This window comes from Vibrio neonatus, from assembly GCF_024346975.1.
Lineage (GTDB): Bacteria > Pseudomonadota > Gammaproteobacteria > Enterobacterales > Vibrionaceae > Vibrio > Vibrio neonatus.
Genome location: NZ_AP024886.1, coordinates 756,513 through 773,432, shown reverse-complemented (window position 1 = coordinate 773,432; position 16,920 = coordinate 756,513). Strand labels below are relative to the sequence as shown.

The 16,920-nt window shown below is 44.2% G+C and carries 16 protein-coding genes; 7 read left to right on the top strand and 9 right to left on the bottom strand.

Features of this window, described 5'->3' with window-relative positions:
- Window positions 1-67: 67 nt before the first annotated feature.
- Both OCU38_RS15750 and OCU38_RS15745 read right to left on the bottom strand, forming a co-directional pair.
- Window positions 68-637, bottom strand: a complete 570-nt coding sequence (locus OCU38_RS15750; protein WP_021713767.1) for a PhnA domain-containing protein — start codon at window positions 635-637, stop codon at window positions 68-70.
- 161 nt (window positions 638-798) lie between these two features.
- Window positions 799-1,587, bottom strand: coding sequence for a M48 family metallopeptidase (locus OCU38_RS15745; protein WP_261824450.1), 789 nt, complete (start codon window positions 1,585-1,587; stop codon window positions 799-801).
- 140 nt (window positions 1,588-1,727) lie between these two features.
- Between OCU38_RS15745 and OCU38_RS15740 the strand changes: the two genes are divergently transcribed.
- The 3 genes from OCU38_RS15740 (at window position 1,728) to OCU38_RS15730 (ending at window position 4,192) form a co-directional block, all read left to right on the top strand.
- Window positions 1,728-2,204, top strand: a complete 477-nt coding sequence (locus tag OCU38_RS15740; protein ID WP_261824449.1) for a hotdog fold thioesterase — start codon at window positions 1,728-1,730, stop codon at window positions 2,202-2,204.
- On the top strand, window positions 2,201-2,422 hold the full coding sequence (locus OCU38_RS15735; protein WP_023405405.1) for a DUF3389 family protein: 222 nt from the start codon (window positions 2,201-2,203) through the stop codon (window positions 2,420-2,422). The genes OCU38_RS15740 and OCU38_RS15735 overlap by 4 nt, the downstream gene beginning before the upstream one ends.
- Window positions 2,423-2,488: 66 nt before the next feature.
- Entirely contained in the window at window positions 2,489-4,192 is a 1,704-nt protein-coding gene (locus OCU38_RS15730) for an SgrR family transcriptional regulator (RefSeq protein WP_261824448.1), read from the top strand.
- A 4-nt stretch (window positions 4,193-4,196) separates the two neighbouring features.
- Here OCU38_RS15730 and OCU38_RS15725 read toward each other — a convergent pair whose 3' ends face one another.
- Both OCU38_RS15725 and OCU38_RS15720 read right to left on the bottom strand, forming a co-directional pair.
- Window positions 4,197-5,699 carry a protein adenylyltransferase SelO gene (locus tag OCU38_RS15725; protein ID WP_261824447.1) on the bottom strand — a complete coding sequence of 501 codons (1,503 nt, stop codon included), beginning with the start codon at window positions 5,697-5,699 and terminating at the stop codon, window positions 4,197-4,199.
- Between the two features lie 53 nt (window positions 5,700-5,752).
- Window positions 5,753-7,345 carry an ABC transporter ATP-binding protein gene (locus OCU38_RS15720; RefSeq protein ID WP_261824446.1) on the bottom strand — a complete coding sequence of 531 codons (1,593 nt, stop codon included), beginning with the start codon at window positions 7,343-7,345 and terminating at the stop codon, window positions 5,753-5,755.
- A 255-nt stretch (window positions 7,346-7,600) separates the two neighbouring features.
- Here OCU38_RS15720 and OCU38_RS15715 point away from each other — a divergent pair, with 255 nt between their 5' ends.
- Window positions 7,601-7,843, top strand: coding sequence for a hypothetical protein (locus OCU38_RS15715; protein WP_261824445.1), 243 nt, complete (start codon window positions 7,601-7,603; stop codon window positions 7,841-7,843).
- A 96-nt stretch (window positions 7,844-7,939) separates the two neighbouring features.
- Here OCU38_RS15715 and OCU38_RS15710 read toward each other — a convergent pair whose 3' ends face one another.
- The 3 genes from OCU38_RS15710 to OCU38_RS15700 all read right to left on the bottom strand — a co-directional run bounded on the left by OCU38_RS15710 (window position 7,940) and on the right by OCU38_RS15700 (window position 11,955).
- Complete coding sequence (locus OCU38_RS15710) at window positions 7,940-8,956, bottom strand: ABC transporter permease (protein ID WP_023405410.1); 1,017 nt, start codon at window positions 8,954-8,956, stop codon at window positions 7,940-7,942.
- Window positions 8,957-10,048 (bottom strand): microcin C ABC transporter permease YejB, encoded by a 1,092-nt coding sequence (locus OCU38_RS15705; RefSeq protein WP_261824444.1) that lies wholly within the window; start codon window positions 10,046-10,048, stop codon window positions 8,957-8,959.
- A 98-nt stretch (window positions 10,049-10,146) separates the two neighbouring features.
- Complete coding sequence (locus tag OCU38_RS15700) at window positions 10,147-11,955, bottom strand: extracellular solute-binding protein (RefSeq protein ID WP_261824443.1); 1,809 nt, start codon at window positions 11,953-11,955, stop codon at window positions 10,147-10,149.
- Window positions 11,956-12,245: 290 nt separating this feature from the next.
- On the opposite strand from OCU38_RS15700, the gene OCU38_RS15695 reads away from it, so the two are divergent.
- Window positions 12,246-12,635, top strand: coding sequence for a nitrous oxide-stimulated promoter family protein (locus OCU38_RS15695; RefSeq protein ID WP_261824442.1), 390 nt, complete (start codon window positions 12,246-12,248; stop codon window positions 12,633-12,635).
- A 55-nt stretch (window positions 12,636-12,690) separates the two neighbouring features.
- On the opposite strand, the gene OCU38_RS15690 is transcribed toward OCU38_RS15695, so the two are convergent.
- Both OCU38_RS15690 and OCU38_RS15685 read right to left on the bottom strand, forming a co-directional pair.
- Window positions 12,691-14,178, bottom strand: a complete 1,488-nt coding sequence (locus tag OCU38_RS15690) for a DEAD/DEAH box helicase (protein ID WP_261824441.1) — start codon at window positions 14,176-14,178, stop codon at window positions 12,691-12,693.
- A 294-nt stretch (window positions 14,179-14,472) separates the two neighbouring features.
- The gene (locus OCU38_RS15685; protein WP_261824440.1) at window positions 14,473-15,195 is read right to left on the bottom strand and encodes a phosphatase PAP2 family protein; all 723 of its coding nucleotides are present in this window, start codon (window positions 15,193-15,195) and stop codon (window positions 14,473-14,475) included.
- A 487-nt stretch (window positions 15,196-15,682) separates the two neighbouring features.
- On the opposite strand from OCU38_RS15685, the gene OCU38_RS15680 reads away from it, so the two are divergent.
- Both OCU38_RS15680 and OCU38_RS15675 read left to right on the top strand, forming a co-directional pair.
- Window positions 15,683-16,225 carry a DUF1439 domain-containing protein gene (locus tag OCU38_RS15680; RefSeq protein WP_261824439.1) on the top strand — a complete coding sequence of 181 codons (543 nt, stop codon included), beginning with the start codon at window positions 15,683-15,685 and terminating at the stop codon, window positions 16,223-16,225.
- A gap of 91 nt (window positions 16,226-16,316) precedes the next feature.
- On the top strand, window positions 16,317-16,913 hold the full coding sequence (locus OCU38_RS15675) for an acyl carrier protein phosphodiesterase (RefSeq protein WP_261824438.1): 597 nt from the start codon (window positions 16,317-16,319) through the stop codon (window positions 16,911-16,913).
- The last annotated feature ends 7 nt before the right edge of the window (window positions 16,914-16,920 follow it).

The window sequence follows — 16,920 nt, the reverse complement described above, 5'->3', positions numbered from 1 at the left end:
CCGATACATAAATAACAGGTATAAAAAAGGCTCATTAAAGAGCCTTAATAAAATAGCGATTATTAGTCTATTTTTTACGACAAAACTCGCAACGTAACCACATAGATTGACCTTCAACTTTACCTGAGAACAATTCAGGGTCATCTTGCGCAAGGCTGATGTTTCTTACCATTGTGCCTATCTTAACGACCATTGAAGACCCCTTAACAGGTAGGTCTTTGATGATAGTGACCGTGTCACCTTTAGCCAGTGGTGCGCCGTGGCAATCAACGTGTTTTTTACCGTCGTTTTCCATGCCAGTTTCAGCCCAAAGCTTAGTTTCTTCTTCCATGTACATCATATCAAGTAGGTCTTGTGCCCAACCTTCGCTGCGAGCTAGGCGGGTCAGTTGACGCCATGCTAGCACTTGTACTGGTGGCTCTTGGCTCCACATGCTGTCATTTAGGCAGCGCCAGTGGTTCACATCCATTTGGTCTGCGTCTTCAACTTGAGTGCGGCAGGTTTCACACAGCAGTGCACCATGGTCAACGGTGGCTTGAGTATGAGGTGCAACAGCAAAAGGTTGTAGATCGTGAGTTGCGCCGCAAAGCTCGCATTTGTCGCCGCTACGTTGGCGCAATGTTGATTCAATAGACATGTATTAACCTTGTTTATCTCTTGTATTTGGCGACATTATCCATATTTCGGCGCCTTAATGAAAGTAGAACCCGATGAATGTTGATTTAAGATAAGTTCCTTATTTCTTTTTAACATTATCGGCAGCAATAATAGCCACTAAATTTGCCACCTTCCCATCAATTAAACGGGCTTAGCACAGTGGGGTTTTGTACCGGAAAAGACTGGCAATGCTTGCGCTTTAGCGGTGAGTTCTTTAATTCGATTGTCGTGGGATGGGTGTGTCGATAAAAGCTCAGGTGTGTGGTTTCCGCCAGAGGCTTTTGCCATATTCTTCCACAACTCGACGCTTTGATACGGGTCAAAACCTGCCTTTGCCATTAACTCTAACCCGACAACATCGGCTTCGCTCTCTTGGGTGCGTCCATAGGGAAGCAGTACTCCGTATTGTACGCCAACGCCCATTAATGCCATGATTTCGTTACGGTAGTCTTGGCTTGCAAGTGCGATATTACTGATTTCTAACCCAGCATTCGCAATATGCGCGTGTGACATGCGCTCGTTACTATGATCGGCAAGCACATGTGCTATTTCGTGACCAATGACCGTTGCCAGTTGGTCTTGATTTACCGCAACATCGAGTAATCCGGTATAGACGCCAATCTTACCGCCGGGCAGGGCAAAGGCGTTAACTTGCGGGCTATCAAAGACCACCACTTCCCATTGACTAAAACTGCCTTGAATAGGCACATAATCCAAAATGGCATTGGTAACGCACTGCACATAAGCATTAATTTTTGTATCCTTACTAATAGGCAGTTCATTTTTCATTTCTGAAAATGATTGCTGACCTAAGCTCGACATTTGCGTATCGGAAAATAACACCACTTGATTGCGCCCTGTAGGCGAACTGGAACAAGCAGAAATCATTAAAGTTGTGGCTATAGAAAGCACGATGCTTTTAAATCGCATTGAAGGGTTATCCTTTTCGATCTTTGCGTAATTATGAGTGTATTTATCTGTTTATAAGTGTGGTAGATAGCGCAAAAATTGCATAGCATGAACGGCAAATAATACAAATAAAGCACACCACAATATTAGGAAGTTCCTCAATGACAATATGGAAGCGCGATATTGATTTAGAAACGCTCAATGCCACCTCAAACAATACCCTTATGCAGCATTTAGGCATCGTATATACCGATATTTCCGATAATTCGATAACCGCGACTATGCCTGTGTGTGCCAATACCCATCAACCGTTTGGTTTGTTGCATGGCGGGGCCTCAGTGGTGCTAGCAGAATCATTAGGCTCAGTGGCGGCAAACTTTTGCTGTGCGCCAGATAGCTTTTGTGTTGGCTTAGAAATTAATGCCAATCATTTAAAAGCGGCGCGCAGTGGGGTGGTTACTGGGGTTGCTTTACCGATACATCTAGGGGGCACCACTCAAATTTGGTCGATCGAAATTCGCGACGAAGCTGGTGATTTGGTGTGTATTTCTCGCCATACCGTAATGGTAAGGAAGACCAAAAAAGGCAAACAAATGCTAGAAAAGAAACAGATAATAGACGCTAAGGAACAACAATGACCCTAGATTTTGAATTGGGCAAGATCATTGTCAACGCGCACGAATTAATGATTCGTATTGATGGTGAACAACGTTTAACACTGCACGCACAAACCGATGCGATTCAATTACTAGGGCAAGTGCTAGTGGTGACTGACGCACAAAGTCGTTTCTCATTAAAACTTCCTGAAGCAGTTATTGCAGAAATTTCACAAACTACAGGTATACCGGTCACGTAATGGGCCAATATTTCGTGCTAAAATGAGGAAATACCCACTTATTTTTGAAATTGGAATTTCCTCTTTATGAGTAGCCCTCGTCTTAGAACTCAGTTTGAAACCCTGTTTGAACACTTTAAAGGTCAAGATAGTGACACTCGTATCGAAGAGATCACCGAGATCTTGTTTTGTACTCGTCGTAATGCGCGCATAGTGCTCAATAAATTGAGTGAAGAGGGATGGATTGAGTGGCATCCGTCAGCGGGGCGTGGCAAGCAATCACAGCTTATCTTTAAGCAAAACCGACAAGATGTGGGCGAGGGCTTGGCGAAGCGATACCTTGAAGAGGGGCGTATAGGTCAAGCGCTACAAGTGCTTAACCAAGATGCCAACCGTTTAACCCAAGTCATTCAAGACTATCTGGGTGTACAGCATCGCCAAGGCCAGCAAGTGGTTAGCCTGCCTTATTACCGCCCACTGGCAATGCTAAACCCGAGTAAACCGCATCGCCGCTCAGAGCAAAATATTATCCAACAAGTGTTTAGCGGACTGACCCAACTGGATGAAAATGATCACCTGATTGCCGATCTCGCCCACACTTGGGAGAATATAGAGGGGCGTCACTGGCGCTTTTATCTGCGCGCGAAAGTGCGTTTTCATAACGGTCAACTGTTAGAAACCGAACACGTAGTCAATCATTTGATGACGCTGTCGACATTGCCAATGTTTGCGCATATTAAAAAAGCGTCGACACCATCACCACTGGTGATTGATATTGAATTAACCCGCGCTGATTATTACTTCGATGTGTTGTTAGCGGAAACCGCCGCTAAGGTGCTGCCTTATAATAGCGCCGAACTTGACGACTTTGATCGATTGCCGTCAGGTACCGGTCCCTATCGAGTCTCGGTCAATAATGATAAAAGGCTGATTCTTGAAGCTTTTGACAGCTACTTTGGATTTCGTCCGCTGGTGGACAGAGTCGAAGTCTGGGTTATCGATGAAATCCATTCCAGTATGGTCTATCCAAGCCTGTCACAACCAATTATCTCAACTCAAAGAACCGATGACGATGTCGCCCTTGATCCCGGCTGTACCTACATCGCGGTCAACCAAGCCTCTGGTTTGGGCGTAGACAGCGACTGGCAAAACTATTTTGCAGCCAAATTAAATACCTTTAACTTGTTTTCTCAGCTGTCAGAAGAGGCCATCGTCGAATTAGGTCTGCTGCCTGCACATGGCTTAAAGCCTGGTTGGTATCACAGTCATCCGCAAAAAGCGCTGACACCGCCTGCAATACAGACCATTAGTATTGCTTATCATAGCGAACATCCAGTTTTCCCTACCTTAGCGAAAGCCATCGCGTCATTGTTAAAACAAGATGGACTAGCGGTGAGGTTTATCCGCTACGAGCATATCCCCGATGATGTGAGTGATATTGATTTGTGGATAAAACCTATGGGCTTGGGCACCCATCGCGATGACACACTGCGCGGCTGGCTACTTGGGTATAGCGATATTGAACAGTTAAGCACCGCGGAGCAATTTGGTCATATTCAGCAAAGCATCGAACATTGGCAACAGCTGCCAAATGCCGCTTTTCCCGCAAGAGAAATCGGGCGCTATCTTGTGGAAAATAAGCTGATTATTCCTATGTTTCATTGCTGGCTTGGAGTGAGTAAAGATCATTGCGGCGCGTTGCAAAATGCCAAATGCAATGCGCTGGGTTGGTTTGATTTCTCTAAAGTATGGGTGATGCCAGAGTATCCTGAGTGTTTGTCACATCAGTAAATATCTAGGATGAACAACTTAAACAATGGCCTTTTTGCTCGTCACTTGGTGGTTGTGACCAATGTGGCGGGCAATCGTGCGCAATAAAGGGGTTGTCCAATACCTTTAACCATTGCTCTATCACCTCATATTGCCCATTTTCCACTAACGTAATGGCTTCTTGAGCAAGGTGAGTACGCAGTAGATATTTAGGGTTTACAGCTTGCATTGCTTGCTGTCGTTGCTTGTCTTTGTTATCGCGCTCGTGATTATAGTCAATGGCGAGGCGTGCTTGATAGCGAGTTAACCATTCACTAAATTCAGCGTTATTAATATCGTGGGCTAGGTCACTATGCCATTTCGCGCAATCCTGCTCTGACAAACAGCGCAAGGTATAGTGATAATCCAGTTCGAGCTTTTCCATTAGCAATAAACATTCATTGATCAACTCAGGATCGCCATCTTGCTCACTAATCAAGCCAAAACGTGCACGCATTAAACAGCGATATTCATTTTGTACGAGTGAAGAATAACGGTGCAAGGCGGTTTCGATAGCGTCAGTATCGATAAGTTTAGACAAGGCATAACCCAGCGCGGATAGATTCCACTGCCCAATGCCGGGCTGTTTATCAAAGGCATAGCGCCCGCTGTAATCACTGTGATTGCAAATATAACTGGGTTGATAAGTGTCTAAAAATGCAAAAGGCCCATAATCGAAAGCCAGCCCTAAAATAGACATGTTATCGGTATTCATCACCCCATGACAAAAGCCATAAGCATGCCATTGAGCTATGGTGCTAGCGGTGCGAGAGACTACTTGCGTGAAAAATTGCTCATATTTATCAGATGCGTGCAGGTCGATTTCGGGCATATGCCAATGCATTACATGATCTGCAAGCAACTTCAGTTGCTGGTCTTGACCGCTGTAAAACAGGTATTCAAAGTGCCCAAAACGAATATGACTGGGGGCGACTCGCAATAATGTAGCGGCGCACTCCGTTTCTTCTCTTTGCACTAGAGTTGTTGAGCCTAACATCGCTAATGCCTGCGTGGTGGGGATGCGCAGGCCCTGCATAGCGGCGCTGATAAGATACTCTCTTACGGTGGAACGTATTACTGCGCGACCGTCTCCATTTCGAGAATAGGGGGTTTGTCCGCTGCCTTTTAGGTGAAAATCCCACTTTTTACTGTCCAGATCAGCGCTATTTGGCGCTATAAATTCCGCCAATAATAGACCGCGTCCATCACCTAAATCGGGATTGTATTGGCCAAATTGATGCCCTGTGTACTTCATTGCCAAAGGTTGCCAGTTTGGTAAAACGTCACTGCCTGTTAGCAGTGAAGTCAGTAACTCTTGCTCAGTATTTAGGAGCTCGATACCGAGGCGTTTAGCCAAAGATTGGTTAATATGAATAAGATAAGGATAGGTTAAAGGCTCTGGCATCACAGGGGTGGAGAGCGAAGCGCCTAATTTAGCGTAACTGTATGGGTGATCATGTAAATACTCTAATTGCGCTAAACTTTTCATTAAAACCAATCCTTGGTTGAAGTTTCTGAACTTAATTCATAACTATGAGTACGTTACAGGTGTGACAATGTCACTAATTGTTTGGTGTATTGATGCTGCGGCGCATTAAATACTTGTTCTGTGGCGCCGTATTCAATCACTTTGCCTTCTTTTAACACCATAGTATCGTGGCACAGTGAGCGCACCACATTCAGATCGTGACTGATAAATAGATAGGTGAGGCCGTATTTCACCTGTAACTCTTTTAGTAATTGTAGAACTTGCGCTTGCACGGTCCTATCTAATGATGAGGTTGGTTCATCTAATAGAATAAATTCAGGCTTTAATATCAGCGCTCGGGCGATGGCAATTCGTTGCCTTTGCCCACCTGAAAACTCGTTGGGGTAGCGATGTCGAGTCTGTTTATCCAGATCGACTTCTTCCATTACTTGACAAATTTGCTCATCAATTTGTTGCTCGCTAAGCTGTTGATGCACTCGCAGTCCTTCACCAATAATTTGCGCCACTGACATTCTAGGGTTAAGCGCCGAGAAAGGGTCTTGAAACACCACTTGCATGCGACGTCTTAGAGGCAGCATCTGTTTGCGATCTAATTGTGAGAGCTCTTCTTTATCAAAGACGATGCCACCTTCACTTTCAACCAAGCGCAAAATCGCCATACCTGTAGTCGACTTCCCAGAGCCACTTTCACCCACCAGCCCCAAAGTGTGACCTTTTTTAAGTGTGAAATTCACTCCAGTGACGGCTTTAGTATGATCAATGACGCGCTTAAATACGCCGCCCATAATTGGGAACCATACTTTTAAATCATGAGTTTGTACCAGATGTGCATTATTAGCATCAACGGTTACCGGTTTGCCAGAAGGATCAGCGTCAATGAGCATCTTGGTGTAAGGGTGTTTAGGGCTTGAAAATAGCGTATGACAATCGGCGGTTTCTACCAATTTTCCTTCTTTCATAACGCACACACGATTGGCGATGCGTTTTACAATGCTCAGATCGTGAGTAATAAACAGCATTGCCATTCCTAACTCTTGTTGCAGCTCTTTTAACAAGTCCAGTATTTGCGCTTGAACGGAGACATCAAGAGCAGTAGTAGGTTCATCGGCGATGAGCAGTTCAGGTTCGTTAATTAAGGCCAGTGCAATCATCACTCTTTGTCTTTCACCGCCACTGAGCTCATGAGGGTAGGCGTTAATTTTACGTTCGGGATGGCGAATTCCGACTTTGTTTAGCCAATTGAGCGCCAATGCTTGAGCTTTGTTTGCACGCAGTCCGCGATGAATTTCAACGGTTTCGACGAGCTGTTTACCAATTTTATGTAAAGGGTTTAACGACACCATCGGCTCTTGAAAAATCATACCAATGCGCCCGCCACGCACACCTCGCATGCGGCGTTCGGACAAAGACAGTAATTCCTGATCATCAAAATGAATGGTGCCAGATTGATAGACGGTGCTGGTTTTGGGCAACAGACGAAGAATGGCATTAGCAGTGACCGACTTACCCGAACCACTTTCGCCCACTAAAGCTAAGGTTTCGCCTTTATTTACGGTTAAACTTACATTGTAAGTTACTGTTCTTGGGTTGTTTTTTCCGCCAAATGCCACTGAAAGATCACGAATATTTAAAAGCGGCTCAGTCATGTGAATGTCCTATTCTTTGTGCCATGTGAAGGCTACAAACTAAAAATGTTGAATCGAGTAAGTGAAAACTCAGGTTCATTTGAGTAACAAAATGTACACTTACTAAACAATAATTGCGTATTAGCTCTCAATTTCTCAAATAATGTGTAGCTCTATCAAAAAAACTGATATATGGTTATTTGTAGTATTTAAATACAAACCGCAAATTTCAAAACTTTGTCTGGTGATCCCCCTAAACTGACTCAGGAGGCTAAAATGCCAAAAGAAATCTACCAATCAGCTTACAGCCTCGCAAAAGAAGCTGAATTACACCTTCAGTTGCTGCAAAAATGCTTGCGTTCTTTAGACGTCACTATCAACGATTCGTTGCCTCAAGCGACTTCTATGATTGAGAACATTTCTGCGCAAAGCGCAACGAGCCTTTCTGCAACTGCTGAGCTTGCTACTGAACTGCGTGAAGCTATTGCTCAAGCTAAACTTTCAGAGCAAGCCGTTTAAATTCGTTTTGCTCGTATTGTTAAAAGGCGCTGTTAGCGCCTTTTTTGTTTTCTGCGCTACGGTTTTTACTGTTTTTATTAAGAGTTTTCCCAGATTTTACGCTTGCGCATGCGGATCAAAGGCATCTCGCACAGCTTCACCAATGAATACCAACAAGCTGAGCATGATCGACAGTACAATAAAGGCTGAAAACCCGAGCCAAGGCGCTTGTAAATTGGCTTTCCCCTGCGCGAGTAATTCCCCTAATGACGGCGACCCACTTGGTAAACCAAAACCCAAGAAATCAAGAGAGGTTAAGGTCGTTACCGAACCCGATAAAATAAACGGAATCATGGTCAGCGTTGCCACCATAGCGTTAGGCAACATATGTCGGCTGATAATGCGTTTATCACTCACCCCAAGCGCATGCGCCGCTTTAATGTAATCGAAGTTACGACAGCGCAAGAATTCAGCGCGCACTACACCGACTAAACTCATCCAACTAAACAGCACCATGATGCCAAGTAGCCACCAAAAGTTTGGCTCAACGAAGCTTGATAAAATAATCAGCAAGAAAAGGGTTGGCATGCCTGACCAGACTTCAATAAATCGCTGACCAATCAGATCCAGCTTGCCACCGTAATAGCCCTGCGTTGAACCGACAATCACTCCAATAATGCTGCTGACGATGGTCAGCACGACGCCAAATAAAACCGAAATACGAAAACCATAAATAATGCGTGCCAATACATCACGCCCGCGATCGTCGGTGCCTAACCAATTAGTGCTATCGGGCGCAGATGGAGCGGGGGTGGGCAAATCATAGTTGATGGTGTCATAGCTAAAACGAATGATAGGCCAAACGATATAGCCTTTTTCGTTAATTAAATCTTGTACATACGGGTCGGTATAATCCGCTTCTGCGGCAAATTCTCCGCCAAAATCTGTCTCTGAATAATGCTTAGCGATAGGAAAGTACCAGCCGTTATCAAAGCTAATAAACAGCGGTTTGTCGTTGGCGACCAATTCGGCAAATAAACTGACAGTAAACAAAATGGTAAAAATCCATAGCGACCAATATCCACGGCGATTGCCTTTAAAGCGCTCTATTCGTAATTTAATGAGTGGATTCATTTATCTGGCCTCAAAATCAATGCGTGGGTCGACCCATGAATAGGTGAGATCGGAAATAATGCTCAGCAAAAGCCCCAGTAAGGTCATGATATACAGCGAGCTAAACACCACAGGATAGTCGCGCTGAATGGTTGATTCAAAGCCAAGTAGGCCGATGCCTTCTAACGAAAACATCACTTCAATCAACATAGAACCGGTGAAAAATATGCTGATAAAGGCGCTCGGGAACCCTGCGATAATGATGAGCATGGCGTTACGAAAAACGTGTTTATATAAAATGCTTTTTTCATCCAAGCCTTTTGCTCTGGCTGTGACCACGTATTGCTTGTTAATTTCATCCAAAAAAGAGTTTTTGGTTAGCATGGTTAAGGTGGCAAAACCGCCAATTACCATAGCTAAAGTAGGGAGCGCTAAGTGCCAGAAATAATCGATGACTTTTTGATACCAATTGAGCGAGTCAAAATCGGATGACACTAAGCCGCGCAGAGGGAACCAATCTAAATAGTTGCCACTAGCAAAGACAATAATCAACAAAATCGCGAACAAGAATCCTGGGATGGCATATCCGACAATCACCAACGCACTGGTCCAAATATCAAAGCGTGAGCCGTGATGAATGGCTTTTACAATGCCCAGAGGAATAGAGACTAAGTAGATAATTAATGTGCTCCACAAGCCAAGGGAGATGGAGACAGGCAGTCTTTCGACAATTAAATCTATGACGTCGCCGCCTTTAAAGAGGCTTTCGCCAAAATCGAAAGTAATATAATTTTTGAGCATTTCAAAGTAGCGAACATGCAAAGGCTTATCGAAGCCAAATTGCTTTTTAATGGCGTCGATCACTTCAGGATCCATGCCTCTTGAACCGCGATAACCAGTAGTTTGAGCGTCTTGATTCGCCGCGCTAAGCTCAACTTCTTGACCGCCTCCGGTAAAGCGCTCCATCACGCCAGAATCTAAGCCTTCCATCTGCGCAATAGCCTGTTCTACAGGGCCGCCGGGCGCAATTTGGATGACAAAAAAGTTAATGGTGATGATCGCCCATAAGGTAGGGATGACAAGCAAAAGGCGTCGGATGATATAGGCTGACATTGCTACTCTATGTGTGAAATGGAAATAAAGGGGGAATGATTCCCCCTACGTATCGGGTCTTTGCCAAATATTTACGTTTATCAAAGCGTTAGGTTTTATTAACGACGTTTAGCGGGCAGTTTTTGCGCTTTGTCATTGTCAATCCACCAAGTATCTAAACCAAGATCGTATTCAGGGCGAACCTCTGGGCGCGAGAACTTATCCCAACTGGCAACGCGAAAGCGACTAGTGTGCCACGCCGGAATTGCGTAGAAGTTCCATGTCAGCACGCGATCCAATGCCGGTCCTAACGCTTTGAGTTTTTCCGGGTCTTGTTGGTGGATGTCAATTTGCTCGGTTAAATAATCGATGGCTTTATTGTTTACGCCCGCTTGATTATAAGTGCTGTCGATAAAGTGGCTGTGCCAAGCTATTTTTAGATTATTGCTTGGATAGGCGTTGGCCGAATAGGAGGAGAAAATCATATCGTAATCACGCTCATGCCAACGTTTGAGGTATTGCGTGGTATCAACCGTACGGATTTTCATGTTGATGCCCAAATTGCTCAGATTTTTCTTTAACGGATCGGCAATTCGCTCTGTGGTTGGGCTATACGCCATCAATTCAAACTCGAACGGTTTGCCCGTTTTGCTATTGGTCAGTACGCCTTTTTGGATTTCCCAACCCGCTTCTTTTAATAGCTTGAGCGCAGTGCGCATTTGGGTGCGAATACGTCCCGAGCCATCACTTGCCGGAGGCGCGTAGGCGCTGCCAAAGACGCGCGCAGGAATTTGCTCTTTCAGTGGCGTTAATATTTCAAGCTCTGCAGCACTGGGCGCGTTTTTTGCTTGGTAGATAGTGTTTTGGAAATAGCTGCTAGTGCGAGTGTATTGTTGGTAGAACATATTCTTGTTCATCCACTCAAAATCCAGGGCATAGGTAAGCGCCTCGCGCACTTTTGGATCGTTAAAAATGTCGCTCTCGGTATTGTAGATAAAGCCTTGCATGCCGCGTGGCATGGTATTGCTGATCTCTTCCTTAACAATATAACCTTTGTCAAAATTGCTTCCGGTATAAGAGGTTGCCCAAAACTTGGCGGTGCCTTCTTGCCTAAGATCGTATTCACCGGCTTTAAAAGCTTCTAGCATTACAGTGTCATCACGATAGTAATCGTATTGAATGGTATCGAAATTGTTTCTGCCGATATTCACCGCCAGATCTTGCGCCCAATAATCCTTTACGCGAGTGTAAGTGATACTTTGACCAGGTTTAAATGAGTCAACTTTATACGGGCCACTGCCCACAGGCGGCTGTGACAGTGGCTGACTTAGATCTTTGTCTTGCCAAAAATGAGCGGGTAATACAGCGCTTCCTTGTACAAATGAAAACAATACGTCTCTGTCGGGTTGCTTCATTTCAATGCGTACGGTTTTATCGTTTAACGCTTTGACGGACTTAATGTTTTTATAATAAGTTTTGTATTGTGGCACGCCTTGATCCACAAACTTTTGGAAGGTGAATTCCACATCTTTTGCAGTAATCGCGACGCCATCATGAAACTTTGCCTTGGGATTAATATCCACTTCCATCCATGTGTAATCGTCACTGTAACGCAGCTTTTCAGCGATTAACGGATAGGAGGTATTGATTTCGTCGGTCGGTGAGAACATCAAGGTATCGTACAGTTCACCTGTCATAGCTCCAGGTTTGCCCCGCGAACCGTAGCGGTTAAAGCTGTCATAGGTACCGATTGCACCATAGGTTACATGGCCGCCTTTTGGCGCATTAGGATTTACATATTCAAGATGGGTAAAATTAGCAGGATACTTAGCCTCGCCAAAGCCTGATAAATGAGTAGATTCAATCACCTGCGCGTGAAGCCATGGTGAACAAAAAATAGCAGCTATGATCAGCGTCCTTTCTAGCATGTCGCTCTCCGTTTCCCTAAAAATCTGCGTATTGATGATGAGTCTTATACGCAACCAGTTGTGCTTATTATCCTATTATCTTAGCTAAAACACAGCTAAGTATTTCAATAATAGTGATAAATATTTCGTTAATTTTTGATTAAAACGCAGAGGCGCTGTGTACAAAAGGCTTAGGTGAGGGTTTATTGAACAGTTATGGCATGAGCCTGTAGCAAAAATGGAAGTGGTTGATAGTTTTTAAGAAGGTTAAAGGTATATACTAAATGTATGTATCGGTATGAGATTTGGCAATGCAAAAACAGTTAGACGAGATTTTAAGCGGTGAGTTGCTAAAAGAGCACAAAACTGTGCATGCCATGATTAAGATCTACTGCGCAAAACACCACCAAACGGTACATGGCTTATGCGGTGAGTGTAACGAACTTAGTGACTACGCAAAAACAAAATTAGATCGCTGCGTATTTGGACAAAATAAACCGACTTGTAATCGATGTCCTGTGCATTGCTATCGACCTGAGCAAAAAGAGCAGATGAGAGCGGTGATGCGTTTTTCTGGCCCTCGAATGCTATTAAAGCATCCTCTATTAGCTATTCGACATTTAAGGCATGAAAAAAAGCCTGCCCCTGAAGTGCCAAAACAAAATGTTTCGAATCGACACTTAAGAAAGCAGGCCAAGTAATAACAGCAATAGCAACAAAAATAACGGCAACTGTTACGCTAGTCGGGCGTATGTCTTAGCGATGATTATTTGCACCGCTCTTATTTGCGTTACTTCTATTTGCTTGATTGCCTGACGCATTATGATTACGTTGTGGGCGTCGGCCTCTTCTTGACTTATTTGCACCCTCATTAGCTGTCGATGCCGAATTACCGTTGCCGGAATTTTTGTTTGCAGGTGCGTTAGTTTGTGCACTATTTTGCCCAGCAGATTGCGGTTTACGCGCCGACGAGTGACGTCTGTTTTTATTGGCAGGCTTATGTCCGCTGGCATTGTCCGCCGAGCGTTGTCCATCTTTATGACCGGTTCTTGGTTTCTTAGGCTTTTTCGGGCGAATAGGGCGAGTATCCAGTCTGGATTCAGGAAGTGGATTGACGGGTTGGAAGCCTGGCATAACGTGACGCTCAAGCACTTTGCCAATCAAGCGTTCAATAGCGAACAATTCTTTGGCTTCGTCTGCACACACCAGTGAATAAGCTTTGCCTGTTTCTCCTGCGCGACCAGTACGACCAATGCGGTGTACATAGTCTTCAGATACATGTGGTAAATCAAAGTTAACCACTTGAGGCAATTGAGGGATATCTAAACCACGCGCAGCGATATCGGTCGCTACTAATACGCGGATCTTGCCTGTTTTAAATTCTTCCAACGCTTTGGTACGAGCGCCTTGGCTCTTATTGCCGTGAATAGGCAATGCAGAGATGTTTTCTGCTTCTAAAAAGCGTGCGAGGCGGTTTGCGCCGTGCTTAGTTTTGCTAAACACCAACACCTGTTGCCAATCACCTTGTTTGATCAAATTCGCCAAGATAGCTGATTTTTGTTTTTTATCAGAAACATAAATACTTTGTTCAACCAGTTGAGTGGTTGAGTTAGGCGGGTTTACTGATACTTCAACAGGGTTATTAACCAAGCCACGTGCCAAATCACGAATTTCTGGGGAGAAAGTGGCAGAAAACAGCAAGTTTTGACGCTGTTTTGGCAGTAAATCAAGAATTCGCTTTATGTCGCGAAAGAAGCCCATATCCAGCATGCGGTCAGCTTCATCTAGCACTAACACTTCTAGCTGCGAAAATTTCACCGCGTTTTGGCTATGCAAATCTAACAAACGACCGGGCGTTGCCACCAAAACATCACAACCTTTGCGCAGATTGAGCATTTGCGGGTTAATTTTAACGCCGCCAAATACCACTGTAGATGTGGTTTCTAGGTGCGCGCTGTATTGAACAACACTGTCATGCACTTGCGCCGCTAATTCACGAGTCGGGGTCAATATTAACGCGCGTACATGATTTCCCTTAGGTCTTGGGCCTGAGCTTAATCTTTCTAACAATGGCAAGCTAAAACCGCCGGTTTTACCGGTACCGGTTTGCGCTGCTGCCATGACGTCTTTACCTGCAATAATGGCAGGGATGGCTTTCTCTTGAATAGGAGATGCCTTTGTATAACCTAGATCGTCAATAGCGCGAAGAATAGGGGCAGATAGACCAAGGGAGTCAAAACTCATAGATGTTCTCGATGTGAAAGGGTGGAGGCGGATTTGCCTGCAAACTAAGAAACTAGTAGGAGCGTAGTTGAATAATACCAATCACAACAAGCTAGAATGACCCGTTATTTAGTACGATTGGTATAAAGTACAAAACGCTCACCTTCTTGGGAAGGAGCGCTATTTTGCGTTCTTTCAGCGGATACATCAATAAGAATCTATCCTGTAGAGAACAACAGCGCTTTTTAATCGATGAAAAAGGGTAACTTAGTGACAAATTGCCCTTTAACCTTCTTTATTGTGAAGTAACCTAAATTAAGCCGAAGGTTTACGCGATGAAGGAGCGGGAATAAATATTGCGATCGCCCCAACCACCAGCGCAGAGCCAATAAGATCTTCGGGTCTATGCATGCCAAGCCACAAACGACTGTACGCAACGCCTAATCCCCATAGCAATAAAATAGATAGGGCAAGATATTGTTTACGTTGCACAAATAAACCGCCAAAGAAGAATAAACACAGCGCCACAAATACAGTATGCCCAGATGGGAACGAGTAATCTGTCTCACCTTGCCAGTGAATGGTGCGCCAGTGCGATACGCCGCTGTTTGAGGCTTGCTCAATGACCGCATTTTGATCTGGCATATCCAGATGATAAAAATCTTGCGGGGAATCGACCAAATGCAGTTGTGTTATTGCTTCGGTGTAAGGTCGAGGGCTTTGGGTCACTTTTTTAAGCAGTGATTTTGCGCCAAAAGAGAGCACCAGTAATACGCCAAGCTGCACCATTAAAATGAACAGACGTTTTTTAGTTGGCGTTTTTAGCGCAATAGCAATGACTAAAATAGCCAGCGTAATTAAGAATCCTTGTGAGCCTGCAGAGTAGGTTAGATAGGTAAATATCGCCCCTAATACACTTGAATCTGAGCTTAATAGATCGATTGAAGGAATTAATGAGGTAAAGATGGCAACGGCAATGAGAAAAACGCCCACCACTAAAAGACCACTAATATTATTTTTCCAGTACTGTAAATTCATCTTGCCTATAGCTCTTAATGTATTCGTATAAATAGTATGTTGATTTGAATAGTGTAACGTGACGCAAAGTAAGCACGTAAAACAGAAACTAACATTTCGTTCAGATGCTTGTTATATGGACAATTATTCGTTATTTCACATGTTATTTTAAAGTGTGCACGGAGAATACCTGAAATTAAGCTCTGTTATTGTCAATACCAAGCCAGTTTTATCAGGCTAAGTCCTTTATTTGATGGTGTAACTTAACCATCACCGAGCAAAGTATATAACCTTCCTTGACAGTTATTGAGATTAACACTTAGCTGTAAAGATCTGCGATGGCACGATAGAGCGAATATCAATGAATAAAAAGAGAAAACATCAGTACCAATGGCTATCACAGTTGCCTTTGATATTGCTACGCAAAGCAAGGTTGCCATTAACAAGGTTGCCATTAGCAAGGTCGCGATGGTCGCGATTCAAAAGTTTGCAAAAAGTGCGTCTTTCTATGTCGCAGATGTTTCTACTTATCTTCAGCATTATGCTGGGCGGGTGTGCCAGTTATAGCGTAACGGAGCAAGAAATGACCGATTATTTGCACGATAACGTCAGCTTTAATCAATCGGTTGGCGTTGAAAACCTAATGTATGCGCAAGTTTCGGTGACAGATCTTGCGGTCAAAATTGGGCGCAGTGATGCCGACCGAGTCGCGGTATTTGCCAATACTGTGGCGAACGTTCAACTGTTTGATTCGCCAAAACAACGTTTAGATTTGGATCTCGAATTTAGCGCAGTGCCACATTACGATGCCAAAACAGGTGAGGTCTTTCTACAATCCATCCGGCTTGAACAATTTACCGAAAATGGCACGCCATTACCGGCAGACATTAAACGGCTTATCAAGCCTGCGGTTTCTATGATTGGCTATGGCTTATCGCAAAAGCCGGTGTATAAGCTCGATAGCCACGTACTGCAAGAAGCACTGATTAAATCGGCTGAACCTAATCTGGTGATTAGAGACAACAAGTTGGTCATCGAACTGTTTGATTAAGTAGGTTGTGCTTGCGTCTCTAGGTATCGACATAGATATAACCTGCTGTTGGCTTTAAAGTGGCAGTAATCTAAGGAAATAAAGTCAAAGAATGAACTTTTTAGGCCATTTACATTTAGCGCATGTGAGCAATAGCAGTCTATTAGGCAACCTGCTGGGGGATTTTGTGCGCGGTAACCCGCAAAGGCATTATCCGCCAAAGGTGACTCATGGTATTCGCTTACATCGATTTATCGACAGTTATACCGACAGTCACCCTGCAATTGTCGCCATCAAGCCTTTGTTTGGCGAACGTCGCCGCTTTTCACCGATAGCACTAGATGTGTTTTGGGATCACTGCCTTGTGCGGCATTGGGATAAGTTTCATCAACATTCACTAACTCAGTTTTGTGAGCATGCCGAGCAATTGACGCATCCTAAGTTCATTCATTCTGCGCCGGATATCATTCTTCCTGAGCGTTATCAAAAAGTGGTCACTAGCATGTGGGACGGCGGTTGGATTTATTCTTATCAAGATCTGGACAACATCGGCTTTGCCCTTAGCCGCATGTCGCTACGCAGTGTTAGAATGGCGCCATTGGCTGATTGCTTTGCAACATTACAACAGCACTATCAAACGCTTGACCAAGTCTTTCTCGATTTTTATCCAGAGGTGATAGAGGCTGTAACTGAGGCTAAATTAAAGTAGAATCCCT

Excerpts from the sequence above, each read along its gene's own strand:
- OCU38_RS15740 (WP_261824449.1), top strand. The coding sequence starts at position 1,728 with ATGACAATATGGAAGCGCGATATTGATTTAGAAACGCTCAATGCCACC.
- OCU38_RS15710 (WP_023405410.1), bottom strand. The coding sequence starts at position 8,956 with ATGAATCCACTCATTAAATTACGAATAGAGCGCTTTAAAGGCAATCGC.
- OCU38_RS15750 (WP_021713767.1), bottom strand. The coding sequence starts at position 637 with ATGTCTATTGAATCAACATTGCGCCAACGTAGCGGCGACAAATGCGAG.
- OCU38_RS15735 (WP_023405405.1), top strand. The coding sequence starts at position 2,201 with ATGACCCTAGATTTTGAATTGGGCAAGATCATTGTCAACGCGCACGAA.
- OCU38_RS15685 (WP_261824440.1), bottom strand. The coding sequence starts at position 15,195 with ATGAATTTACAGTACTGGAAAAATAATATTAGTGGTCTTTTAGTGGTG.
- OCU38_RS15705 (WP_261824444.1), bottom strand. The coding sequence starts at position 10,048 with ATGTCAGCCTATATCATCCGACGCCTTTTGCTTGTCATCCCTACCTTA.
- OCU38_RS15700 (WP_261824443.1), bottom strand. The coding sequence starts at position 11,955 with ATGCTAGAAAGGACGCTGATCATAGCTGCTATTTTTTGTTCACCATGG.
- OCU38_RS15715 (WP_261824445.1), top strand. The coding sequence starts at position 7,601 with ATGCCAAAAGAAATCTACCAATCAGCTTACAGCCTCGCAAAAGAAGCT.
- OCU38_RS15695 (WP_261824442.1), top strand. The coding sequence starts at position 12,246 with ATGCAAAAACAGTTAGACGAGATTTTAAGCGGTGAGTTGCTAAAAGAG.
- OCU38_RS15745 (WP_261824450.1), bottom strand. The coding sequence starts at position 1,587 with ATGCGATTTAAAAGCATCGTGCTTTCTATAGCCACAACTTTAATGATT.
- OCU38_RS15690 (WP_261824441.1), bottom strand. The coding sequence starts at position 14,178 with ATGAGTTTTGACTCCCTTGGTCTATCTGCCCCTATTCTTCGCGCTATT.
- OCU38_RS15730 (WP_261824448.1), top strand. The coding sequence starts at position 2,489 with ATGAGTAGCCCTCGTCTTAGAACTCAGTTTGAAACCCTGTTTGAACAC.
- OCU38_RS15725 (WP_261824447.1), bottom strand. The coding sequence starts at position 5,699 with ATGAAAAGTTTAGCGCAATTAGAGTATTTACATGATCACCCATACAGT.
- OCU38_RS15675 (WP_261824438.1), top strand. The coding sequence starts at position 16,317 with ATGAACTTTTTAGGCCATTTACATTTAGCGCATGTGAGCAATAGCAGT.
- OCU38_RS15680 (WP_261824439.1), top strand. The coding sequence starts at position 15,683 with ATGTCGCAGATGTTTCTACTTATCTTCAGCATTATGCTGGGCGGGTGT.
- OCU38_RS15720 (WP_261824446.1), bottom strand. The coding sequence starts at position 7,345 with ATGACTGAGCCGCTTTTAAATATTCGTGATCTTTCAGTGGCATTTGGC.